The 22,694-nt window shown below is 68.8% G+C and carries 22 protein-coding genes and 1 tRNA gene; 13 read left to right on the top strand and 10 right to left on the bottom strand.

Annotated elements, in window-relative coordinates; all coding sequences use genetic code 11:
• Nucleotides 1-106: 106 nt before the first annotated feature.
• A complete protein-coding gene (locus CEK29_RS17215; RefSeq protein ID WP_176456928.1) occupies nucleotides 107-2,632 on the top strand; it encodes an MFS transporter in 2,526 nt (841 codons plus the stop codon).
• Here the strand turns inward: CEK29_RS17215 and alr are convergent.
• Together alr and CEK29_RS17205 are read right to left on the bottom strand one after the other, a co-directional pair.
• Nucleotides 2,563-3,744 carry an alanine racemase gene (gene alr, locus CEK29_RS17210; RefSeq protein ID WP_255176182.1) on the bottom strand — a complete coding sequence of 394 codons (1,182 nt, stop codon included), beginning with the start codon at nucleotides 3,742-3,744 and terminating at the stop codon, nucleotides 2,563-2,565. The genes CEK29_RS17215 and alr overlap by 70 nt on opposite strands.
• Before the next feature lie 182 nt (nucleotides 3,745-3,926).
• On the bottom strand, nucleotides 3,927-4,328 hold the full coding sequence (locus tag CEK29_RS17205; protein ID WP_255176181.1) for an ATP-binding protein: 402 nt from the start codon (nucleotides 4,326-4,328) through the stop codon (nucleotides 3,927-3,929).
• Nucleotides 4,329-4,520: 192 nt separating this feature from the next.
• Between CEK29_RS17205 and CEK29_RS17200 the strand changes: the two genes are divergently transcribed.
• Complete coding sequence (locus CEK29_RS17200; RefSeq protein ID WP_094802462.1) at nucleotides 4,521-4,856, top strand: STAS domain-containing protein; 336 nt, start codon at nucleotides 4,521-4,523, stop codon at nucleotides 4,854-4,856.
• A gap of 69 nt (nucleotides 4,857-4,925) precedes the next feature.
• Here the strand turns inward: CEK29_RS17200 and CEK29_RS17195 are convergent, their stop codons facing one another.
• The gene (locus CEK29_RS17195; RefSeq protein WP_094802460.1) at nucleotides 4,926-6,383 is read right to left on the bottom strand and encodes a phospholipase D-like domain-containing protein; all 1,458 of its coding nucleotides are present in this window, start codon (nucleotides 6,381-6,383) and stop codon (nucleotides 4,926-4,928) included.
• A 240-nt stretch (nucleotides 6,384-6,623) separates the two neighbouring features.
• Here CEK29_RS17195 and CEK29_RS17190 point away from each other — a divergent pair.
• The 3 genes from CEK29_RS17190 to CEK29_RS17180 all read left to right on the top strand — a co-directional run bounded on the left by CEK29_RS17190 (nucleotide 6,624) and on the right by CEK29_RS17180 (nucleotide 8,816).
• Nucleotides 6,624-6,699: transfer RNA gene (locus tag CEK29_RS17190), tRNA-His, on the top strand.
• 233 nt (nucleotides 6,700-6,932) lie between these two features.
• Nucleotides 6,933-8,153 (top strand): hypothetical protein, encoded by a 1,221-nt coding sequence (locus CEK29_RS17185; RefSeq protein ID WP_094858802.1) that lies wholly within the window; start codon nucleotides 6,933-6,935, stop codon nucleotides 8,151-8,153.
• Nucleotides 8,154-8,162: 9 nt separating this feature from the next.
• On the top strand, nucleotides 8,163-8,816 hold the full coding sequence (locus CEK29_RS17180) for a Vgb family protein (protein ID WP_094858801.1): 654 nt from the start codon (nucleotides 8,163-8,165) through the stop codon (nucleotides 8,814-8,816).
• 52 nt (nucleotides 8,817-8,868) lie between these two features.
• Here the strand turns inward: CEK29_RS17180 and CEK29_RS17175 are convergent, their stop codons facing one another.
• Nucleotides 8,869-9,759, bottom strand: coding sequence for a hypothetical protein (locus CEK29_RS17175; RefSeq protein ID WP_094858800.1), 891 nt, complete (start codon nucleotides 9,757-9,759; stop codon nucleotides 8,869-8,871).
• 155 nt (nucleotides 9,760-9,914) lie between these two features.
• Nucleotides 9,915-10,316, bottom strand: coding sequence for a type II toxin-antitoxin system HicB family antitoxin (locus CEK29_RS17170; protein WP_094858799.1), 402 nt, complete (start codon nucleotides 10,314-10,316; stop codon nucleotides 9,915-9,917).
• 406 nt (nucleotides 10,317-10,722) lie between these two features.
• Between CEK29_RS17170 and CEK29_RS17165 the strand changes: the two genes are divergently transcribed.
• The 3 genes from CEK29_RS17165 (at nucleotide 10,723) to murI (ending at nucleotide 13,508) form a co-directional block, all read left to right on the top strand.
• A complete protein-coding gene (locus CEK29_RS17165; protein ID WP_176456927.1) occupies nucleotides 10,723-11,193 on the top strand; it encodes a CesT family type III secretion system chaperone in 471 nt (156 codons plus the stop codon).
• Nucleotides 11,194-11,203: 10 nt separating this feature from the next.
• A complete protein-coding gene (locus CEK29_RS17160) occupies nucleotides 11,204-12,340 on the top strand; it encodes a hypothetical protein (RefSeq protein ID WP_094858797.1) in 1,137 nt (378 codons plus the stop codon).
• A 328-nt stretch (nucleotides 12,341-12,668) separates the two neighbouring features.
• Entirely contained in the window at nucleotides 12,669-13,508 is an 840-nt protein-coding gene (gene murI / locus CEK29_RS17155; RefSeq protein ID WP_255176180.1) for a glutamate racemase, read from the top strand.
• On the opposite strand, the gene CEK29_RS17150 is transcribed toward murI, so the two are convergent.
• On the bottom strand, nucleotides 13,509-14,969 hold the full coding sequence (locus CEK29_RS17150; protein WP_094858796.1) for a M81 family metallopeptidase: 1,461 nt from the start codon (nucleotides 14,967-14,969) through the stop codon (nucleotides 13,509-13,511).
• A 275-nt stretch (nucleotides 14,970-15,244) separates the two neighbouring features.
• Between CEK29_RS17150 and CEK29_RS17145 the strand changes: the two genes are divergently transcribed.
• The gene (locus tag CEK29_RS17145; protein WP_094802444.1) at nucleotides 15,245-16,213 is read left to right on the top strand and encodes a Bug family tripartite tricarboxylate transporter substrate binding protein; all 969 of its coding nucleotides are present in this window, start codon (nucleotides 15,245-15,247) and stop codon (nucleotides 16,211-16,213) included.
• A 71-nt stretch (nucleotides 16,214-16,284) separates the two neighbouring features.
• Here CEK29_RS17145 and CEK29_RS17140 read toward each other — a convergent pair whose 3' ends face one another.
• Complete coding sequence (locus tag CEK29_RS17140; protein WP_094858795.1) at nucleotides 16,285-16,683, bottom strand: RidA family protein; 399 nt, start codon at nucleotides 16,681-16,683, stop codon at nucleotides 16,285-16,287.
• A gap of 154 nt (nucleotides 16,684-16,837) precedes the next feature.
• On the opposite strand from CEK29_RS17140, the gene CEK29_RS17135 reads away from it, so the two are divergent.
• From CEK29_RS17135 to CEK29_RS17125, 3 genes are all read left to right on the top strand, one after another.
• Nucleotides 16,838-17,842 carry a LysR family transcriptional regulator gene (locus CEK29_RS17135; RefSeq protein WP_094858794.1) on the top strand — a complete coding sequence of 335 codons (1,005 nt, stop codon included), beginning with the start codon at nucleotides 16,838-16,840 and terminating at the stop codon, nucleotides 17,840-17,842.
• Between the two features lie 221 nt (nucleotides 17,843-18,063).
• Entirely contained in the window at nucleotides 18,064-19,068 is a 1,005-nt protein-coding gene (locus CEK29_RS17130) for a hypothetical protein (protein ID WP_094858793.1), read from the top strand.
• A gap of 247 nt (nucleotides 19,069-19,315) precedes the next feature.
• On the top strand, nucleotides 19,316-19,615 hold the full coding sequence (locus tag CEK29_RS17125; RefSeq protein ID WP_094802436.1) for a hypothetical protein: 300 nt from the start codon (nucleotides 19,316-19,318) through the stop codon (nucleotides 19,613-19,615).
• Nucleotides 19,616-19,736: 121 nt separating this feature from the next.
• Here CEK29_RS17125 and CEK29_RS17120 read toward each other — a convergent pair whose 3' ends face one another.
• The 3 genes from CEK29_RS17120 to ypfJ all read right to left on the bottom strand — a co-directional run bounded on the left by CEK29_RS17120 (nucleotide 19,737) and on the right by ypfJ (nucleotide 21,996).
• Complete coding sequence (locus CEK29_RS17120) at nucleotides 19,737-20,501, bottom strand: DUF1828 domain-containing protein (protein ID WP_094802434.1); 765 nt, start codon at nucleotides 20,499-20,501, stop codon at nucleotides 19,737-19,739.
• On the bottom strand, nucleotides 20,498-21,037 hold the full coding sequence (locus CEK29_RS17115; protein WP_094858792.1) for a hypothetical protein: 540 nt from the start codon (nucleotides 21,035-21,037) through the stop codon (nucleotides 20,498-20,500). The genes CEK29_RS17120 and CEK29_RS17115 overlap by 4 nt, the downstream gene beginning before the upstream one ends.
• A 113-nt stretch (nucleotides 21,038-21,150) precedes the next feature.
• Nucleotides 21,151-21,996, bottom strand: a complete 846-nt coding sequence (gene ypfJ / locus CEK29_RS17110; RefSeq protein WP_170948529.1) for a KPN_02809 family neutral zinc metallopeptidase — start codon at nucleotides 21,994-21,996, stop codon at nucleotides 21,151-21,153.
• Between the two features lie 65 nt (nucleotides 21,997-22,061).
• On the opposite strand from ypfJ, the gene CEK29_RS17105 reads away from it, so the two are divergent.
• Nucleotides 22,062-22,688 (top strand): L-threonylcarbamoyladenylate synthase, encoded by a 627-nt coding sequence (locus tag CEK29_RS17105; RefSeq protein ID WP_094802430.1) that lies wholly within the window; start codon nucleotides 22,062-22,064, stop codon nucleotides 22,686-22,688.
• Nucleotides 22,689-22,694: the final 6 nt, after the last annotated feature.

Here is a 22,694-nt window from a genome sequence, read left to right as displayed (position 1 = left end):
TGATTGAAACAGGGGAATGCAATTTGCGTATCAATAGATGCAAAGTGCACCAATTGTAAATACCATTGTCGGCTGTGTGTTGAATGTTTGCGTCTACTTACGAATCATGGCCTCCGATACGACAGCCAAACGTCTGGAACCCCTGCAAGTCCTGCTCGATGGCTTGCGCCGGCGGCCGGTGCTCGAGCTCACGCTCGCCTGCCTCGGGGTGCTGCTGCTTGCCCAGGCCCTGATCGGCGCGCTCAGCCTGTCGGCGCTCAACCGCCTGATCGCCGACACCACGGCCGATCGTGTCGAGGTGGTGGCGCGGCAGGTCGCGGGCAACATCGAAAACGGCCTGCGTCTGGGCAAGCCCCTGGGCCAGTACTTCGGGCTGCGCGAGACGCTGACCGACGGGCTGCGCGATTCGCGCGACGTGCGCGGCGCCACGGTGGTCATGGCCGACGGCCGGCGGGTTGCCGGCCTGGGCGATCCGGTGCCCGCCGCGGCGGCGCTGGCGCGCGCGCTCGCCGGCCAGCCACCCGTCGACGAAACGCCCAGCACGCGACGCGCGTCGGGCGCGCTGGTCGCACTGGGCGACACCCAGGTTGCCGTGGCCGTGCCGCTGGTCGAACGCGGCCAGACCCTGGGCGCCGTGGTGCTGGCCGTGCCGCGCGACAACGCCGGCGGACGGGCGGTGCTGTGGGACAACCTCAAGGTGCTGGCGCTGGTCACCGCGGCGGTCGGCCTCGGGCTGGCCGCCGTCTTCAAATACGCCATCCCGCTCACCACGCTGGCCGCCGGCGGACGCACGCGCTTCGTCGTGCCCCTGCTGGCACTGATGCTGGCGCAGGGGATTTATGCCGTCTACACGGTGTCCACTTTCCGCAGCGCCGCGCTTCAGGTCACGCGTGACAACGTCACGGTGCTGGCCGACGGCCTGCAGCGCGACCTCGATCGGGTGCTGGGTTACGGCCTCGACATCGAACGTCTGCGCGGCGTGGAACAGCCGTTCGCGCGCCTGGCCGCCACCTCGTCGGCGATCGCCACGATCGAGCTCGTGGATCGCGATGGCCGCGTGCTGAACCGCGCCGATGCGTCCGGCGCGCTGCCGGTCACCGCCACCGCCGGCGCGCCGCCGCAGGCCGGCGAGTACACGCTGGTGCTGCCGCTGGGCAGCGAGCTGGGCCGTCCGGCCGCACAGGGCAGCCTGGTGGTGCGGCTCGCCAGCGACGTGATCGCGGCCGGCGTGCGCAGCCGCGCCCTCGATGCCATTACGGTGGTGGGCGTGGCGTTGGTCGCGGCGATCGAAATGCTGTTGCTGCTCTCGCTGCTCATGAATCGCGGCTTCGCGTCGCGCGGGCGGCTGCAGGACGGCACCCGTCTCGCGCCCGATGGCAGCTCCGATATCGGCCGGATCGCGCGTCCGGTGATGTTCGGCTTCCTGTTCGCGTGGGCCTTGCCGCTGGGCTTTCTGCCCTTGTATGCCCGCAGCCTGCCCACCGGCGGGCTCGATCTGCCGGCCAATCTGATGCTGGCGCTGCCGATTTCGGTGGAGATGGGGTGTGGCCTGCTCACGGCGCTGCTCGCGGGCGGTCTCACCGACAAGCGCGGCTGGCAGACGCCGGTGCTCGCCGGCCTGGCGGTGTCTTGCCTGGGCATGGTGGTGTGCGCCTTCGTGCCCAACCTGCCGCTCTTCGCGGCGGCGCGCGGCCTGGTGGGCCTGGGCTACGGGCTCACCTGGATGGGACTGCAGGGCTTCATCGTCACGCGCAGCCCGGCGCAGTATCGCGGCCGCAACATGACGGGCGTGATCGCCGGCCTGTTCGCGGGTCATTTGTCGGGCGCCGCGGTCGGTGCGATGTTGATGGAGCAGATGGGATTCCGCGCGGTGTTCGGCGTCGGCGCCGTGATGCTGGTGCTGCCGCTGCTGGGCGTGCTGGTTCTGATGCGCCCGTACATGGGCCGCGCCGGTATCGTTGCGCCCGCAACCGTTTCGGCCACGCCCGCGCCCGCCCCGGCGGCCGCCGCGGCTGCCGGCGGACGCCTGCGCGCCACGCTGCGCCTGCTGTTCACACGCGATTTCGGCATGCTGCTGGTGGGCAGCGTGATTCCGTTCTCGATCGCGCAGGTCGGCCTGCTGTCGTTCGCGCTGCCGCTGTACCTCGAAGCCGAAGGCGTGGCCGCATCGAGCATCGGCCGCGTGCTGATGATCTACGGTCTGTGCGTGATTTATGTGGGTCCGCTGATGGGACGCCTGGTGGATCGCTCGTCGATCAAGAAAACCTGGATCGTGCTGGGCGGCCTCATCGGCAGCGTGGGTATGCTCGGCCTGTACTTCAACAGCGGGCTTGCGGCCGCCGCCGTGGCCGTGCTGCTGCTGGCCGTGGCGAGCTGCTTCGCCGGCGCGTCGCAATCGCCTTATATGCTGGCCTTGCCCGATGTGCAGCGCTATGGCGCCGCCGGTGCCACGAGCGTCATGCGCGCGGCCGACAAGCTTGGTCAGATGGCGGGCCCGCTGGTGGTGGGCGCCATGTTTGGCGCGGCCGGCATGGGCGCCGGCCTCGCGATCACGGGCGTGATCTACCTGGTGGCGACCGCGCTGTTCCTGCTGTTCGCACCCTCGCGTTCGCGCGAGGAGGTGGCGGCCTGAGCGGCGGCGGCCTGCACCGGCACGCGGCCGGTCAGGCCGGTGAGCAGGTCCGCCGCGATGGTGCCGGCGGCCGCGGCCACGGTTTCGACCGGCAACGCCGGACCCCACAACAGCACGTCGGCGCCGGGCCTGGCGTGAGGCGCGGGATCGAGATCCACCGCCATCATGTCCATCGAGATGCGGCCCACCACCCGGGTGGGCACGCCATCGACCAGCACCGGCGTGCCCGTCTGCGCCAGGCGCGGATAGCCGTCGGCGTAGCCGCAGCTGACCATGCCCACCAACATGTCGCGTTCGCTGACGTACGCGCCGCGATAGCCCAGATGGGTGCCGGCCGCGACGCGGCGCGTCGCGATCAGACGGCTGTGCAAGGACATGGCCGGGCGCAGTCCCAGCTCGGCGCCGGTGGCGCCGGCCAGCGGGCTCGCGCCGTACAGCGCCAGCCCCGGCCGCACCCAGTCCGTGGTGCCGGCGTGAGCCTGATGCCGGGCGAGCGCCGCCGAGTTGCTGGTCGACACGCAGCCCGGCAGGCCCGCGATGGCGGCGCGGAACGCCGCGTCGGCCTGTGCCACGCCGTCGTCGTCTTCGGCGGCGGCGTAATGGTTGAGGTGATGCACCGCACGGACGCGGCCCCGGCGCACCAGCGCCTGCGCCCGCTCGTAGGCATCGCGATACTCGGCGGTATCGAAGCCGGATAGATTCAGATCGCCCGAGTAGCGCAGCCACAGCGCCGGCGGCCGCGCGGGCGCGGTGGCGGCGTCGCGCAGCCAATCGAGTTGCGCGGCATGCGAGATCACCAGATGCAGGTCATCCTGCGTGAGGCGCCCGGCATCGGCCGGCTCATGCAGCCCGCCGTACACCAGCACCGGCCCACGCCAACCCGCCGCGCGGCAGGCCTGCGCCTCGGCCAGATTCAGGGCGGCCAGGCCATCGGCCTGGGCCAGGCCGGGCAGCACATGTGCGAGTCCGTGGCCATAGGCATCGGCTTTCACGGTGGCCCAGATGCGCGGGGCGCGGCCTTGCGGCGCGCCGAGCCAGCCGCGCAGCGTGGCCAGGTTATGCGCGACGGCGCCGGCGTCGACGCGGGCGACGACCCGCGGTTGCGCGGGCATCACGCCGCTCATCGGAGGGGGCCACGCCGGGGCGCGACGGAAACAATGCGGGGGGACATGCAGCACTCCTTTCAGGCTCCACCCCGGCCGGCAGGAACCGGATCGGGGGCGGATGAGGGCGCGCGGCCACCGTCCGGCGCGCCCCGCGTGAGGCCGCCGACGGGCGCAGCCGGCGCGCGTCTTCAGGCTGAGTGGACAGCAAGCCGCAAATGGTTCCATGGCCCGCGCCGTTCGTAGCGCAGGTCATCGAGGTAGTGGCGCATGAGGCGCACGCCGTGTCCGCCCAGATCGGCTTCGTCGAGGCTCGCCGCCAGGTCGGGCGGAGCGGTCGTGGTGGGATCGTAGGGCACGCCGTTGTCGGCGATCTCGATCACGATGCCGACGCTATCGCGCGAATATGACAGCCTGACGGCCGGCACGTGTTCGGGCTTGGCCTGGGCAAAGGCGTAGGAGAGGATGTTGGTCAGCGCTTCGTCGACGCTGAGCGTCAGGCCGAAGGTGATTTTGGGCGACCAGCCTTCGCGCTCGGCGATTTCCTCCAGCCACTGCAACGCACGCGTCACGGCGTCGGTGGCGGGGTTCATGTCTAGCGTTTCGGGCTGCTGGGGCATGGGCCGTGGGTCAGTGGTCGAAGTGCAGCCCGCAGTATGCCCTAGCGGCCAACGCGAAGCCAGTTGCGCGCAATCCGTCGGGGATGGCGCTGTCATGGGCTTCGCGTATGATGCTCCATCCTCCGGGCGGCACCCGTACCGCCCGATATCCCAACGGGAAATTTCATGAATCTCGCGACCGAAAAAAGCGGCGATGTCTTCGTCGTTGCCCCCGAAGGCCAGATCAACAGCGCCAATGCCGCCGCGGTCGAAGCCGACCTGCTCGCGCACGTCGAAAAGGGCGAGCGCAAGATCGCCCTCGACATGAGCCGCGTCGACTACATCTCGAGCGCCGGCCTGCGCGTGGTGCTGGTGCTGGCCAAGCGCCTCAAGCAGGGCGCCGGCACGCTGGTGCTGTGCGGTCTGCAGCCGCACGTGCGCGAAGTCTTCGACATCAGCGGCTTTCTCGCCATCCTGAACGTCGCCGACACGCGCGCCGACGCGCTCGCCAAGCTGGCCTGATGCACGGGCGGGCCTCGTGCCCGCCGCGCTGCCAGCACCTTCCGGCCTCGTTATGGCCGGGGTTGCGCGTCAGAGATAGGGCGTGGCCAGCCAGATCAGGCGGTTGCGCAGGCGCTTGACGAACGGCAGGCGATACAGCCGCCGCAGGCTCTCGCGCCGCCCCTGTGCGATCTGCACATCGATACGCGCGCCGATCCAGCGCGCCAGCGCCGGATCGTAGATCTCGGTATCCAGCTCGAAGTTCAGGCGCAGGCTGCGGGGGTCGAGGTTCGACGAGCCCACATACGACCACGCGTCATCCACCGTCATCAGCTTCGAGTGATCGAAGGCCCCTTGCGTGCGCCACACGCGGCAGCCGGTGCGAATCACCTGGTCGAGTTGCGCGGTCATGGCGTAGTCGACCAACCGCAGATTGTTCTTGCCCGGAATCACGATATCCACCGCCACGCCGCGGCGCGCCGCCGTGGCGAGGGCGCCGATCAAGGCCTGGTCGGGCAGGAAGTAGGGCGATTGAATCCGCACATGGCGCTGCGCCACGGCCAGCGCGCCGAGCAGCATGTTGTGCGTGCTGCCCATCGCGCGGTCCGGGCCCGACGGCACGCAGCGCACGGGCACGCCGCCCGCGGCGTCGGCCTGCTCCGCCGGAAACCACGGCGTGCCCATCAGCGTCTCGTGCGTGGTGAAGTTCCAGTCGTGCGCAAACACCGACATGAGCTGGCCCACGATCGGCCCGTTGAAGGCGAAGTGCGTATCGCGGTTGGTGGCCTCATGCGAAAGCGCCGTCACGAAAGCCGCGCGCACGTTCATGCCACCGCTGAAACCCTGCATGCCGTCCACCACCAGCACCTTGCGGTGGCTGCGCAGATTGGCATAAGGCATGCGCAGCACGCCCAGCGGATTGGTCATGAATCGCGCGGTCGGCACGCCGCCCGACTTCAGCATCCGCACGATGGGCGGATGCGAATAGCGGCTGCCCACCGCATCGATCAGCACCCGCACCTGCACGCCGCGCTCGTGCGCCTCGATCAGCGCCTGCGCCATCTCGCGGCCGATCGGATCGTTGTCGAAGATATAGCTCTGCATCGCGATGCAATGCCGCGCCGACCGGATCGCGGCCAGCATCGCGGGATAGGCTTCGTCGCCGCCGTCCAGCGGGCGCACCGCATTGCCGCCGAGCAGGGGAAAGTACGTGACGCGATCGCCCAGCGTGCGCAGCGACGCGAACTGCGGGCCGCTGTAGGGCACCACATTGCCCACCGTGGCCGCATCGAGCGGATCCACGTTGGCGAGCAGCGCCTCGTCGCGTTGCTGCGACACGATGGTGCGGCGAATGCGGTTGATGCCCGCCACGAAATAGAGCAGGGCGCCGAACAACGGCGAAAACAGCGCCACGCCGACCCAGCCGATGGCGGCCCGCACGTCCTGTTTGGTCATCGCCGCGTGCACCGCGGCGCCCGTCCCGGCGATCAAGCTCACCACGAACACGATATGAGGCCAATACTCCTGCAGCAGCGCTTCGATCCGCATCGTCATGATCCCTGAGTCGGAAGGGGCGGCCAGCCGGCGCCCCGCGTGGCGCGGCCAGGCTCTGAAAGGCGCCGTGCCCGGCCTTGCGGCCATGCGGCACCTGTTGTCGTGCGGCAAGGATAGCAAGCCCTGGCGGGGGCCGGCGCGACGGCGGGGCCACCCCGGTCCGATCCGGCCACTTTTTCACTCCGACTGGCGCACGTTCATGAAATCATGCTATAGTTCGATCTCTTTGCAGCGGTGGCTGTAGCTCAGTTGGTAGAGTCCTGGATTGTGATTCCAGTTGTCGTGGGTTCGAGCCCCATCAGCCACCCCAGAATTTGCGAGTAATCGCTTAAAAAAGCACTCAGGCGCGAGCCCGAGTGCTTTTTTTTCGTCCGTCCTTGGGACACTTACTGCGGGGGCACTTACTGCGGGGGGCCTTACTGCGGGGGCCCTTGCTGCGGGGGCCCTGACTGATGAGGCCCTGACCGCCTGGGCTCTCACTGCGGCGGCCCTCATTGCGCGCGCCATGCTAGATTCGGCTGTCACCGTCTATTCGGCACCCTCATGGATCCGATGCTCGTGGCCGCCGCGAGGGCCCTGGCCGCCGGTGCGCCGCTCGATGCTCTCAACCAGCTCGCGGTGCGCGGCGACGCCGCCGCGCTGGCGTTGCGCGGCAGCGCGCTGGCGCAGCTGGGCGATCTCGACCCCGCGCGCCGCCTGCTGCAGCGCGCCGCGCGCGCTTTTGGCCGGCACGATCCGATGGCGCGTGCGCGTTGCGAGGTGGCCCTGGCCGATGTGGCGCTCGCCGCCCGCGATCTTCAAGCCGACGCCGACACGCTGGAGGCGGCCTGCGTGCTGCTGGCCGGCCACGGCGATCCCCTGAATGCCACCCATGGCCGCCTGCTGGCGGCGCGCCGGCTCACGCTGCTGGGCCAGCCGGCCGCGGCCGCCGAGAGGCTCCGTCCGCTCGAAGGCATGCGCATGCCGCCCGCCTGGCAGGCCATGCAGGCACTCGTGCGCGCGGAGCTCGCGTTGCGTTGCGGCTGCGTCGCGCAGGCGCTGCACGCGCTGGCCATGGCGCAGGCGGCGGCCGATAGCGCGGCGATTCCCGCGCTCTCCCGCGAAGTCGCGTCCGCGCGCGCGCAGCTTGCGCTTCCCGCCGCGACCCTGCGACGCGCCGGCACCGCCACGCCGATCACGGCGGCGCAGATCGAGGCTCTGCTGGCCGAGCCGGTCTGGCTGGTGGATCTGTGCCGCGGCTCGATCCATGCGCGCGGCAGCCAGATCGCGCTGGCATCCCGGCCCGTGCTGCTCGCGCTGGCCGTCGAGTTGGCGCAGGCCTGGCCTCGCCCCGCCGCGCGCGGCAGGCTGATCGAACGGCTCTTTCGCATCGCGCGTCCCGACGAAACGCTGCGCGCGCGTCTGCGCGTGGAGGTGGGACGTCTGCGCGCCCTGATGCCGCAGGGCGTGGCGATCGCCGCGCAAGGCGACGGCTATGCGCTGCGGCTGGCCGAGGGCGAGCACGCCGCCGTGCTGGCCTGGCCCGACGATGAGCCGCATGGCGTGTTGCTCGCGCTGCTGGCGGACGGCCAACTCTGGCCGAGCTCGGCGCTGGCGCTGTCGTCGGGCATGAGCCAGCGCAGCGTGCAGCGCGGGCTCGATGCCCTGGCCGCGCGCGAACGCGTGCAGCCCTATGGCCGGGGCCGGCAGCGGCGCTGGCGCATCGCGCCGCTGCCCGGATTCGCGCCAGCATTGTTACTCCCGCCGCTCGCGCCGCCGCCGTAGGATGAAGCCATGAACACGACCTCATCCCCCACTCCCTCTCCTGCGCAGATCCTGCGCGAATATCCGTTCGCGGTGCCGACCGGTGTGCATGGCGTCACGCACGACGGCAAGCACGTCTGGTTTGCCGCCGACGACGGATTGCGCGCCTTCGACCCGGATACGGGCGAACAGGTGCGCCACTTGCCGGTCGCGGCCGATGCCGGCACGGCTTTCGATGGCAAGTATCTTTATCAGATCGCCGGCGATCGCATTCAGAAGATCGACCCGGACAGCGGCGCCGTCGTCGCTGTCGTGCCGGCGCCCGGCGGCGGGCAGAATTCCGGCATGGCCTGGGCCGAAGGCTCGCTGTGGATCGGCCGTTACGAAGAAAACCGCATCCTGCAGGTCGACCCGCTGACCGGCGCCGTGTTGCGCAGCTTGCCCGTGGCGCGGCACGTAACCGGCGTGAGCTGGGCGCATGGCGAACTCTGGCATGGCACCTGGGAGGCCGGCACCAGCGACCTGCGCCGCATCGACCCGCAGGACGGCCGCCTGCTCGAGCAGCTCGACCTGCCGGCCGGCGCCGCGGTGTCGGGGCTGGAGTTCGATGGACGCGACCGCTTCTTTTGCGGCGGCGCCAACGAGGCGGTGGTGCGCGCGGTGCAGCGCCCGCCGCGCCCCTAACAAAAAAAGGCGCCCCACGCGCGATGCGGGGGGCGCCGTTCCTGTCAGCCGTTTAGAGGTCGCGTGCGCGTCCGCCGATCGTGGCCGCAAAGCTCGCGACGAAGGCACCGATCAGCATCGACACGAAGGCCCACAGCGCGAATGCGGCGGCGGCCTTGCGGGCGGCGTCCGCGGCTTCGCGGGTCTTCTGCTCCGCTTCCTGCGCCGCGCGCTTGGCCTGTTCCTCAACCTGCGTCAGGCGCTGCTGGGCCGTCGCTTCGTCCACGCCAGCGCGCTGGGCGATCAGTTTGACCAGATAGGCGCGATCCTCGTCCGACAGCTTGCCGTTGGCGACGCTGCGCGCCAGGATGCGCGACGCTTCCTGACGGGTATCGCCCTGCGGCGCGGTGGCCGCCGGGTCGTTCGGACGCATCAGCGTGTCGGTGAAGTAGTCGAGCGAGATCGGGCCGGAGCCGGACTGCGCGGCCTGGCCGACGGCGGCGGTCGCGCCCGTCACGCCGGCACCCGCCAGGGCGGCGCCGGTCTTGGCGGTGCCCGACACGACGGAGGCCAGCGTCGAGCCGATCAGGATCAGGCCGACCACGGCGCTCAGCGCCCACACCAGAAAGCCGTGAGCCGTGTCGCGGAAGAACACTTCGTCGCGCGAAGCGCCGGTCCATTTCGTGCGCAGACGGCCCGTGATGTAGCCCGCGACGCCGTAGGCGATGATCTGGCTGACGAGCAGCCAGATGACGGAACCGATCGCGATGGCGGACGCCGACGCGCCTTCGTTCTGCCAGGGCGACATGGTAAGAAACCCGAGCCCCGTGCCGCCCGTGACCAGCATGGCGGAGACGGCGGCGGCGATGATGGCGCCGCCGATGACGGCACCCCAGGACACCGCGGAGAAGGGCGATTCGACGCCGGGCGTTGCGTAAGCCGGTACGGATTGTGAGGTCTGCATGATGTTCCCTTTGGAAGGACTCGACACTGCGGGGTGATCCCGGTCATCGCTGGCGGGGAGGCGGTCTGAACGCTTCCTGAACGCTGGTGCTGACGTTTCGCTCGGTGTTCGAGTCACTGCGCAAGGGCTCTAGCATTTATCGTACCCGCGACCCCTCAGGGTGCCCGGTGCGTGAGGGCGAGATGCGCAATGAAGCCGGAGCGGCTTTCGCCCGCGGCGCGCGCTTTCGCATCGAGTCGCGCCAGGATGCGGCGCGGCAGGGTGATATTGACGCGCTCGACCGCGTCGTCCATGACGGCGGGATCGATCTCAACGATCGCCCAGATCCAGCCGTCATAGGCGGGATCGCGCTGCAGCATCGTGATGCTGCTGGGGGAAGGAATGGGATCGCCGCTGTCGATGGCGGCCTCGATCCAGGCTTCGATCGCCTCTTTCGCGTTCTCGATCGCCTGATCGATGCCGTCGTCCGCGGAAGAGAAGCATCTCGGCAGATCAGGCACCACGACGCCCCATGCCTGAGTGTCGCCGCCGGGTTCGATTGCGATTGGGTATTTCATGACCTTGCTCCGTTGCTCCAGTAGCCTGACGATGTCCTTGCTGTTCATGCAGTTCCTTGAGCGCTCGTGCGTTCAGCGGTGCATGGTGGTGTGTATTATACACACTGCGCTCGCTGAGGCGCTCTCGGCATGACTCGCCGAGCCGTCGCTGACTTGATCGGCTGTCGAGAGGGGCGTCGCAACAGTGTTCGAGGCAATGGTCTGTTTTGGGGCCGCTAGTCCTAAGTATCGGCCCGGGGTCTGCCGGGTTGCGATGGGACGGAAGCGTCACCCCAAGCCATCGCGATGAATGGCAGGGGGCCGCCCGCTGCCGTCGAACGCCGATGGAACTCCAGCCCCCGCCCTGTCACTCATGCGGTTGAGCGGGCGCGCGTCGCGTGCGCTCCGATCCCCCTGGAGATGCAATATGAATACCGCCGAAGCCCGCGAGACCGTCAATCGAGCCCTGGCCGCTGTCTGGGGCGAGGGCAACACCCTGGATGCGTCCGGCACGTTCGAGATCACGTCGGAAGAAGGGGTGAACGTCCTGCTCGAAGTGGCGGAAGATGAAGCGCAGTTGCGCCTCTACGCCCCGATTTTCGCCACGCCGGATGCCCTGTCGTACCGCGTGTTGCAGGAAGCCCTGACGTTGAACCTGTTCCAGCTGCCGCTCGCCGGCGCCGTGCTGGCCATCGACAGTCGCACCGGCGCGCTGGTGCTCAACGAAATCGTGCCGGTCGACGGCCTGCAAGCCGACGGTTTCGAGGCGGCCGTGCAGAAGTTCATCGGCGTCGCGATTCAGACTCAGGGCTACCTGCTGGCCGCGCGCCAGGAAGTGGAGCCGGCACCCCCGGCCACGCCGCAGGGCGCGCCGCACATGCCCATCGATCTGGCCTGAGGAGGACGCCATGCAGCTCGCGATCAATAAATTCGGTACGCCCATGGTGCGCGGGGGCGGCACGGTGGCGCGCAAGACGCTCAACCAGAGCCGCAATCTGGTCGGCATGGGCTCGGCCAGCCGCGGCGTGCGCAGCATGCACACCGATGCCGGGCCCGGCAAGTCGCTCGCCGACCGCGCCCGCCCCTCGGGCGCGCCGGACGCCGGCCGGACGAAGCAATATCTGACGGCCCTGTGGAACGCCATCAAATTCGATCGGTACAAAAGCGAGACCAAGACGGTCATCGATGCCGACAAGCTGGGCTACATGTCGGGGTCGATCACCGAGCACAGCTACGGTATCGCCACGCTGGAGAAGGCCGCCAAATCGGCGTACCTCGACGTCAAAGGCAAGCTCGAAGCCAAGGCGCTTCAGGTCAATGTGGGCACGGGCCGGGTGACTTCGCTCGAGGTGCATGCGGGCAAGGCAACCGCCCAGACCGAAGTCGGCGTCAAGAGCCTGCACCAGACGGGTCAGGTGCGCATCAACGTGACCCTGGGCAAGACGGCAGGGTACTTCTTCATCAGCGTGAAGGATCTGATTGCCAACGCGCTCAAGGAGAGCGGGGAACAGGGCGAGCCGTCGTTGCCGACCCTGAAGAACCTGCGCGCCCAGCCCTTGAAGACCACCTTCACGGGGCAGATCGAACTGCGCGACCTGCAGAACGGCACGCTGACCATGCCGAAGTTCAATCTGGCCTACGTGCTGGACGTCTACAACGGCGAGCTCAAGGAAGGCGAAACCTTCGATCCGACCAAGCTGGTGACGCGCGAGACCAAGACCTTCGATCCCAAGCTCCACCAGACCTACCAGGACCTCGGCAGGGAGTTCGCCCGCGTGTTCAAGGAATTGCAGGAGCAGGGCGTGATGGACAAGATCGATGCGAGCTTCGAAGACGCGCTGGGGGACTGGCGCAGCGATGGCGAGGGCTACCACCCCGACACGCTGGCCACCTTCAAGCTCGACGCCTTCAAGAGCCAGGTCATGGCCAGTGTGCTCGGGCTGAAGCTGGAGAACGCCGACGCCGTGCCGATCTTCCGCCTGGCCGACCGGTACCACCGCGAGTTCGTACTGAGCCCGCCGACGCACGACAACAACGCACTCTGACGCCGATCGCCGCCTGCCGCCGCCCATGACGCGGCTGCAGGATATGCGCACCGCGCTGCGCCCGGCCTGCCATCTGAGTGGTCCGCGGCGCTGAGGACCTTTCCCGGCGCTCGCGGAAACTCCTCCAGGACACTTACGACAGTTCGCCTGCAGCGCAAGCAGCCGCCGGTGCGCGCGCTGGTGCGCGATGACGAAGCCGAGCTATCTGCGATGCCCGCGGCGCGCACCGAGACACGCTGATGCCGGGGCGCGTGGCGGTCAGCCGCCCGCCAGCCCGCGAGAGTAGAATCCGCCGACATCATCGATTCTCTCGCCTCACCGCTCCACCATGTCCGACCTCATGCAACGCGGCGCCGCGCCCATCGGCGTCTTTGACTCGGGCCTGGGCGGTCTGTCGGTCGTGCGGGCGATCCGCCAGCGGCTGCCGGCCGAACCCCTGATCTACATTGCCGACTCGCGCTATGCGCCCTATGGCGAAAAAAGCGACGCGTTCATCCGCGCGCGCAGCGAGGCACTGTCGCGCGGGTTGATCGAGCGCGGCGCCAAGATGCTGGTGGTAGCGTGCAACACCGCCACCACGCACGCGATCGCGCACCTGCGCGAGCAGCTCGACCTGCCCATCATCGGCGTGGAGCCTGGCATCAAGCCGGCCGCGCTGGGCTCGCGTTCCAACGTGGTGGGCGTGCTGGCAACGGCCGCCACATTGCGCAGCGACAAGCTGCAAGGCCTGCTGGCCGCGCATGCCGGCACGTGCCGTTTCGTGTGCCAGGCCGGTCATGGGCTGGTCGAGCGGATCGAGCAGGGCGAGGCCGAGGGCGAGGCGGTGGACGCATTGCTCGCGCAGTACCTGCAACCCATGCTGGATGCGGGCGCCGACAGCCTGGTGCTTGGGTCCACGCACTACGCCTGGCTGATACCCGCGATCCGCCGTCGCTTCGGCGATCGCTTCACATTGGTGGAAACGGCGACGGCCATCGCGCAGCGCGTGGCGCAACAGCTGGACCAGCATGGTCTGTCGGCCCCGTCGGATGCCGCTGCTGCTCCCGCTGCGATGACGCTCTGCACGACGGCACCGGGCGAGTCGCAACGCCTGCCGCTGCTGCGCCTGGCGCAGGGCGAGGATTTCGCGGGCGCGCAGGTCAGGGCGATCGACGTCGAACCCGTCTGATCATTCCGGCCGGATCGGCCACTTCGGCATGCGCGCCTTCGCGTAGGTCAGCAGGTCGTGCCGCGGCGTGGCCGCACCCGGCGCGCCGACGTACAGCACATGCCGCGATAGCGCCGAAAACGACGCATAGAAGTGTTGGGCCGACTTGACCACCACGATGCGCTGGGCGGCCAGATCACAGCCCAAACCCGTGAACACGTCCGTGTTGAATGCCTGCGCGCGCTTGGAAATCAGCACGCACTCGATGCCCGAGATATCGATCAGGGCCGCGTCGCCCACGTCCACCGCCTCGCCGCTCTGGCCCGTCATGACGTGACCGCGGCGCAGCGCCCTGACGAGACAATCGGCGTCGACCGGCACGCCCGACAGCGGGCTGATCTTGCCGCCGATGCGCAGCGGCAGGCGCGCCCCCTCGCCCGCGGCGAACGCCATTTGCACGGCGATCGGGTCCCATAGCGGCCCCAACGCCACCTTGTCGATGCCGCGTTCGATCAGGCGGTGCAGAATAAACGTCGCGTCGCCGGCGGCGCCGCTGCCGGGGTTATCCGAGCGGTCGGCCAGGATGACCGGCGCCGCGTCAGCGTGCCGCGCCGGATCCAGCGCCTGATTCAGCGCGTCGTCGATCGAGAGATAGTTGACGCGATAGCGGTCGCGGTCGGCGACGAGTTCGCCGGCGAGCTGCTGCGCCAGGCGCTCGGCGCGCGCCGGGTCGCCGTCGGCGTACACCAGCACCTTGGTACCCATGTCGGGCACGTCGCCGGTGGCGAATCCCTGGATTGGCGAGACCGTGAGAATGCCGTCGTGGCCCTCGAGCGCCTGGACCCGATCGACGAAGGCGCGGCCGGGGTCTCGCGAGGTGTGGATCGGGATCACCATGCCGGTGTCCACCAGCGCCGCGACCGGTGCGATCTCTTTGCGAAAGGTGCGCACGCACAGGTCGACCAGCTCGAGCGCGCGATCGTAGATATCGGTGTGCGGATATTCCTTGTAGGCGATCAGCAGATCGGCCTGGGCCACCATCAGCGGGCTGAGATGGGCGTGCGGATCGAGCTCGCCGCCGATGATGGCCTCGGGGCCGGCGATCTCGCGGACCCGGGCGAGCAGGTCGCCCTCGCAGTCGTCATAGCCGTCGGCCACCATGGCGCCATGCATGCCGAGCAGCACCACATCCACGGGCAGCGCGCGGCGCAGATCCTCGAGCAGCTCGTCGCGCAGCGCCTCGTAGGCGGCCCGCGTCACGAGGCCGGCGGGCTGGGCATGGGCATAAAGACCTTCGAGCACCGTCCAGCCCTCGGCGCGGGCGCGGTCGCGGGCAATCAGCAGCGGCGCGGCATAGCGCGACATCTGCGCGGGGTGCGTGCCCGCCGGGTAATACCCACTCGCGTGAAACGCATCCAGTCCGGTGGGCAAGGGCGAAAACGTATTGGTTTCGGTGCCGATGCCGGCGCTGAAGACTCGCATGCAAAACCCCTGTTCAGGCTGCTCGGGCAGCATTCTCGTGGGCGCGCCATCCGGGCAGGGCGCGCATCGATCGCCAGTGTGGCCCCGTGGCGGCGCCACTGACCAATGACAAAAGCGGCTGATCCCTTAACCCTGGGTTATGCCGCGACAGGCACGCTGTAGAGCTGCACGCCAGACCATAACCTCAATCTATGGTTGCCCAGCTTTTTTCATTGGACGCAGGCGGCGTCCGCCGACACCATGGCCACACCATAAAACCATTAACGGGGAAGCTCATGAAGCTCGCCATCACGCGCCGGCTGCTGGCCGCCGCCACCTTGTTCTGCGCGACCGCCGGCGCGCAGGCCGCCTGGCCGGACCGGCCGATCCGCATCATCGTGCCCTCGGCCGCGGGCGGCAGCCCCGACATTCTGGCGCGATTCATCGGCGCCGAGCTGAGCAAGCGGCTGGGCCAGTCTGTCGTGATCGAAAACCGTGCGGGCGCGGGCGGCAACATCGGCATGCAGGCGCTGGTGAGTGCTCCCGCCGATGGCTACACGATCGCCTATGGCAACAACGCCACGCTGGCGACCAACGAATTCCTGTTCAGCAAGCTGCCTTACGATCCGGCCACGCTGGTGCCCATCGTGCAGCTCACGCTCACCGCCAGCCTTCTGGTCGTGAACAAAGACCTGCCGGTCAAGACCGTGCCGGAACTGATCGCGTACGCGAAGGCGCGGCCGAACCAGGTGTTCTTCGCTTCGGGCGGCCTGGGCACCTCGGGCCACCTCGGCGGTGAGCTGTTCAAGACCGAAGCCGGTATCAGCACGGTGCACGTGCCGTACAAAGGGGGCGCGCAGGCCATGAACGACCTGGTGGGCAATCAGGTGCAGTACATGTTCGATAACTTTTCCTCGGCCGGGCCCAACGTGCAGAGCGGCGCGGTGCGCGCTTTGGCGGTCACGTCGAAAGCGCGTTCGCCAAACTTTCCGGACCTGCCCACGATGCAGGAAGCCGGCATTGCCGGCTTCGAGATCACGGCATGGGGCGCGCTCGTCGCCGCGCCCGGCACGCCGCCCGAGATCGTCGCCCGTCTCAACAAAGAAGTGAACGCGGCCCTGCAGGACGAGAAGGTCCGCGAACAGATTCTGAGCACCGGCTCCACGCCCGTGGGTGGCAGCCCCGACGATCTGCGCCGCCAGATCGAGAGCGAGCGCGTGCGCTGGGGCGACATCGTGAAGAAGAGCGGCGCCAAGGTCGACTGAGCGTCGCACGGCAAAACGGCGGCGATCCGATGTGCCCGGATCGCCGCCGTTTCATTGGCGCAGCCGCGGGCTCAGCTTCCTTGCGGCAGCTTCGCAACCACCTTGATCTCGAAGATGAAACCGCTCAGCCAGGTCACGCCCAGCGCGGTCACGGTGGGATAGGGCGCCTCGCCCCAGAACTCCGCCGCCACCTCCCAGATGCGTTCGAACTCCTCGTGCGGATTCACCATGAAGATCGTCACGTCGACCACATCGTCGAAGCGGGCGCCCGCCGCTGCCAGGATGTCGTTCAGGTTCTTGAACGCGAGCCGGACCTGGGCGTCGAGGTCGGGTTCGGGCGTGCCGTCGGGCCGACTGCCGACCTGGCCCGATACGAACAGCAGGCCGTCGGCGCGAATCGCCGGCGAGTAGCGGTGCTTGTCGTACAGCGCGTGTCGGCCAGGCGGGAAAACTGCGTCGCGTGTTGCCATGAGAAAGCTCCTTGAGGGTGGGTGCCGGCCCGGTTGGCCGTCCATGCATCCACTGTAGAGACGGGCGCGGTCGCGATAAATGCGCAAGCGCGTCCAGCATTGTTTGTAGAATCCAAACAATCGAACCGATCACCGACTGACACGAGGAGCGGAGATGGACCGTTTCGACGCCATGCAGGCCTATGCCCGGGTCGTGGAGACCGCGAGCTTCACGCGGGCCGCCGAGACACTGAACATCAGCCGGGCGAGCGTGACGCAGCTCGTGCAGCAACTCGAGGCGCGGCTGCGCGTGAAGCTGCTCCACCGCACCACCCGCAAGGTCAAGGTGACCGCCGACGGCGCGGCCTATTACGAGCGCGTCGTGCGGCTGCTTGCCGACATGGACGACGCCGAGACCAGCCTGTCCAGCGCGGCGGCCGCGCCGCGCGGGCGCCTGCGCGTGGATGTGCCCAGCCCGTTCGCGCGCTTCATCCTGATGCCGGCGCTGCCCGCCTTTCACGCGCGCCACCCCGATATCCAGCTGCACATGGGCGTGAGCGACCGCAAGGTGGACCTGATCGACGACAACGTCGACTGCGTGGTCCGCGGGGGCGAGGTCGCCGACCAGTCGCTGGTGGCGCGCCGCGTGGGCGAGCTCACGATCCAGGCCTACGCCGCGCCGGCCTATCTTGAGGCCGCCGGCGAGCCCCAGGATCCTCGCGATCTCGACGCCGATCCGCATCGCTACGTGGCCTATCTGCGCTCGCGCGCGGGCGACATCGTGCCGCTGATCCTGCACCGGGGTGCCGACACGGTGCAGGTGCAGGGCCGCTATGTGGTGGCGGCCGATGATGGCAATGCCTATCTCGCGGCCGGTCTGGCCGGTCTTGGCGTGCTGTGGCTGCCCACCTATATGGCCGAGCCGTACCGGGCCGGCGGCGAGCTCGTGCAGGTCCTGCCCGACTGGCGGATCGATCCGATGCCGATGTACGTGGCCTATCCGCCCAACCGTCACGTGAGCGCCAAGGTGCGGGTGTTCATCGACTGGGTCATCGAGCTGATGGCGCAGCATGCGCCCTTGCTCACGCCGCTCGGCAGCGCGCGTATCGTGCCGCCCGAGCCCCGGGGCCGCGGCCGATCCTCGTCCGTTACGCGCGGATCCCCCGAGAATCCGGCGTAGGCCGTCTTCCCGCGGGGGGGGGCGGTGGCCTTCTTGGGTGGCACAAAACCGGGAGTCATAAGGGCGCCCGCCGCAGCGCGCCCCAGGGCATAAGGGCTGACACGAAGCTTAAGTTCGCAAAGAAAGAGACCGTTATCTCATTCAGTAGGCGGCCGTGTGCGATCGCCATGTCGTGCAAGGCGTTCCCCGGCGCGGTAAGACCGGGGTTGAAGGAGCAACAGATGTCATCCAGCGTGTCGGCCACCGATAAGGTGCGCGCCCAGCAATCCAGCCTCGGCAAGCGTGAAGAGACCGGGCGTGAGCCCGATCGCACGCAGCCCTCCGATTCCCTTCAGACTCCCCGGCAGACCGCATCGTCCTTCAGCGTGGCGTTGAGCGAGGACGCGCTCGAGCGCATGCTCGCCGCGCGCGAAGCCCTGTCGCGATTCGCGATCGAATCCGCGCAGTCGCGCAAGGATTACGCCCGTACCCAGGTCGAGCGCATCAAGGAACGCATCGAGACCCTCAAAAAGCTCCTGATGATGCTAGGCGACTCGGCCGCGCGCGCGATCCTGCGCGAGATCAAGCAGCTCGCGGGCGAACTCGGCGCCGCCGCGTCGGTGCTGCGCGAGGGCGGCGGCGGGGGCGGCGGCGTGACGGTGCCCCCGGTTCAGGCCGCGGGTGAAACCGCCACGGCCGCCGCGGATACCGGTGCCGGCCTGGGCGCGCAGACGGCCCCGGGGCAGGGGGCGAACGCCGGGCACGAGGGCGGTTCCGACCACCCGTCGAACGCCGCCGCGCCCACGTCGGGCGCCACGGCCGCAGCCGCCATGTACGCCGCCGTGGCCTCCACGCCGGTCGAGCCGGGCGCCGGTGCGCCGGCCGCCGGATCGCCGGCCGCCGGATCGCCGGCCGCCGACTCGGACGAAACCGGCGCCGCTGACCCGGCACCCGGTACGGCGGCGCAGGTCAACGCCCAGGCGCAGTCGGCACAGGAGCGTCAGGCCGAGGCTGCTCAGCGGCGCGAAGACGCCAAGGCGCTCGAGGAAGCGCTGCGGGCGCTCAAGGCCCTGCTGGCGATGGCGCAGGCGAAGATCCGCGAGGGCGACGAGGCGGCACGCCGCGACGCCGAGACCGCGTCGCGCGAGATCGGCGAGATCGCGCAGGACGTGACCGCGCTGAGCCTGTCCGGCCTGCCCGGTGGCGCGGGCGTGGATATTCCCGCCGCGCCCGGCATCCCCTCCTGACAGTGATCGCCGCGCGCCCGTCCGATTCGTTGGCGCATCGTGCCTCTCGAGGCGGCCAATTGCCCGAGATGTTGCGAATCCGCAATGGTGGTTTTCGTGGCGCGCGTAGGCTAAGGGGTTACCCGGATCCCGCTCTCTGACAGCGCAGACCCGGACGCGACGCGCGGGCGCGTATAGGCGGTGGATTCTGTTTCCATTTGTCCCCGCCGTTACAAAATATCTCGCGTGACTGTCATATCAGCGGGGTATGCTGAATTTCAGAGAGGGCGTCCCAGTGCTTCCAAATAACTCGGTTTACAAGGGATATCGCCTCACAGCCAAAATTGCCCGGGCAAGTGCCGGGGCGGCGATGGCCGCGGCCTCGGGGCCGCAGTTCACGGCCACGGTGATGGTTGTGCAGGCAGATTCCATTCAAGACACAGGCGATGAATATCCGGTGCCTTGCTTTGCGGGCGGCGGACACGTATTCAGTCCACGCGAGGCGGTCCATGCGGCCATCACGCATGGCAGAGAAATCGTCGACGGTTTACACGGCGCAACGGCCTAGCCGGCCGGATCCGATGCGCCAGATCTAGCACCGATTGCCCGGTGCCCGTCGCGCGTAGTGCGTGATATATCGCAGGCCTTAGGTCGAACCGCGCGCGCATTGATTGCGCGCGCAACCGCTGTCAGCCCGCGAAGAGTTCGGTCCAGTCGCGCGTCTTGTTGAGCGTGCGCACGGTGGCCGATTGTTCCAGGATCGCCACGGCTTTCTTGAACTCTTCGGTCGACGCGCCGTCTTCCAGAATCACCAGCCGCGCATTGCGCGCGTCGGCCATCTTCACGTCGGACATCTTGCCGTGGGTCTGGTAGACCTGCGTCCAGTCCATCTTCTTGCCGGCCTTCAGCGCGATCGGCTCGATGAAGGTCAGGGCGCTGGACTGCTCCGCGCGCACGCCAAAGGCGAAATCCGCCGCGTGGCCGCTGCTGCCCTTGGTGCGCGCGCCCTTGACCACGCGCGGCTGGCCAATGGCTTCGGCCAGCGTGCGTCCCACCTGCGCGCGAAAGCGCAGCCGGCTGAACTTGGGCATCCACTTCACGCTCGAGAACGACAGCGCCATCGCCAGCTTGACCGCATCCCACAGGGCTTCCTGCAGTTGTTCGATCGGGCCGCGCGCCACGATCGCGCCGCTGTCGTCGAAGCGCGCGAGGCTGACCCCGGGCGTCTGGTTCAGCAGCTCGATGCGTTTGGCCGGCAGCTCGATGCCGTAGGTGGCGGCGTGCATCGCCGTCTCGGCCGCGTCGGTCAGGAAGAACGTCGCGTCGTCGGGGTAGGCGATGAAGAAGGCGGCGTGCTGGCCATCGAGGCCGAGCGTCATGGGGGCGACGGCGCGGATCGCGCGCTCGCCGGCAGGCCGGACCGTCCAGCCCGAGGCTTCCAGGAAGTGGCTCATAGGATCAGCTCGATTTGACGGCCCTTGTACGGATGCACGAAACCGCCGGTCAGGCTCAGGTTGGCGCGCGGCAGGAAGTGGTCCATCAGGGCGCCGATATCGGCGAGATCCGGCGTGACCGGCTCGGCATAGCCCTCGCCCTCGGCCACCCAGACATGCAGGTGCGAGCGCGCGGTCAGCGGCTTGCGGAAGTGCGGCAGGTCGGCGCCCACCACGCTGGTGTGGAACGAATCGTCCGTGTCCACGCCCAGCACGCGGTGCGGCCCGACGAACAGGCTGGCCGAGAAGGTCTCGCCCAGCATCACGGCGGCCTGGCCCTGCACGTCGGTGCGCGCGGCGCGGTAGATCACGCGAAACGTCACGTCGTCGCGGACCTCGCCCTCGACCTTGCAGGCACAGGAAAACTCCATCCATTGCGCCGGACCGCCGCCGGCGGGCTTGCCCGACCAGGCGATGGCTTTGGTGGTTTCCTTGGGCGCGGCCAGGATTTCCTGGACCTCATCCGGTGTGATTAGGGGCTCGACTTTATTGGCCATGGAGAAACAGCGGAAAAACAGAAGGCGCGCCGGCCGACAGGGCGGAGGGCGCGCGTGGCGACCGGTGGGCCGCAAAGGGGCATAAGTTTACAAGAAGGCAGGCGGGGCGGATTTCAGAGGCTGTTGGCGCCGAACGTGTCGCACTGGCGCAGGTCGCCCGAGTCGAATCCGCGCTTGAACCATCGCACCCGCTGCGCCGAGCTGCCGTGGGTGAAGGCGTCCGGCACCACGTAGCCCTGCGACTTGCGCTGCAGCGTGTCGTCGCCGATGGCGCTGGCGGCGTTCAGGCCTTCTTCGATGTCGCCCGGCTCGAGGATATTGCGGGCCTGGTCGGCGCGCCGTGCCCACAGCCCGGCAAAGCAGTCGGCCTGAAGCTCCATGCGGACCGACAGGGCGTTGGCCTGGCCGGGGTTGCGGCGGCGCTGGGCGTCGACCTGGTCGGCCACGCCCAGCAGGTGCTGAACGTGATGGCCGACCTCGTGCGCGATCACGTAGGCCTGGGCGAAGTCGCCGGGCGCGTTGAGCTTGCGCTCCATTTCGTCGAAAAAGCTCAGGTCCAGATAGACTTTCTGGTCGGCGGGGCAGTAGAACGGCCCCATGGCCGACTGGCCCGTGCCGCAGGCCGTGGGCGTGGCGCCCCGGAACAGCACCAGCGTGGGCGGCTGGTAGGTGCGGTTGAGCTGCTGCTGGAAGATCGGCGTCCAGGTGTCTTCGGTTTCGCCCAGCACGCGCGCCACGAAACGCGATTGCGCGTCCTGGGCGGGCGGCTGGCCCGGCGCCTGCTGCGTCTGCGGCGGGCCTTCGGCCATCTGCAGCACGACCGACGGATCGACGCCGAAGTACATGGCGACCAGCGCCAGCACGATGGTGCCCAGACCGATGGATCCGCGTCCCAGGCGCGGACCCTGGCCGCGCCGGTCTTCGATGTTTTTGCTCTCGCGCGAGTCGTCCATGCGCATGTGCGTCTCCTGGCGCCTGGGGGCGCACGGTGTTCCTGATGAGTGACTGGTGCTAGGATAAACCCATGGCTCTACTTCTCTCCATCCATCCCGCAAATCCGCAGCCGCGCCTGCTCAAGCAGGCCGCCCAGTGGCTGACCGACGGCGGGTTGCTCGCGATTCCCACCGATTCCAGCTACGCGGTCGTGGCCCGGCTCGATGACAAGGCGGCCGCCGAAAACCTGCGCCGCCTGCGCGGGCTCGACGAGCGCCATCACCTCACGCTGCTGTGCCGCGATCTGGCCGAGATCGGGCAGTTCGCGCGGGTCGACAACCAGCAATACCGCCTGCTCAAGCTGGCCACCCCGGGCCCGTTCACCTTCATTCTCGAGGCCACCCGCGAGGTGCCGCGCCGGGTGTCGCATCCGTCGCGCAAGACCATCGGCATCCGGGTGCCCGGCCACGGCGTCACGCTGGCGCTGCTGGAGCAATTCGGCGCGCCGCTGCTGTCCACGACCTTGATTCCCAAGGGCGAAGACGACGCGCTGAACGATCCCGATGACATCGCCGCGCGCTACTCCCACGAGCTGGCCGCCGTGATCGACGCGGGCGCCTGCCCGCTGGCGCCGACTACCGTGATCGACCTGACCAGCGCCACCCCCGAGGTGCTGCGTCGCGGCAGCGGCGACCCCGCCACGCTCGGTCTCGCCTGACGGTTC

Origin of the sequence: Bordetella genomosp. 5 (assembly GCF_002261475.1) — a bacterium.
Taxonomy (GTDB): Bacteria; Pseudomonadota; Gammaproteobacteria; order Burkholderiales; family Burkholderiaceae_B; genus Bordetella.
The sequence above is the reverse complement of the archived record's forward strand: the minus strand, read 5'-3'. Positions and strand labels throughout refer to the sequence as shown.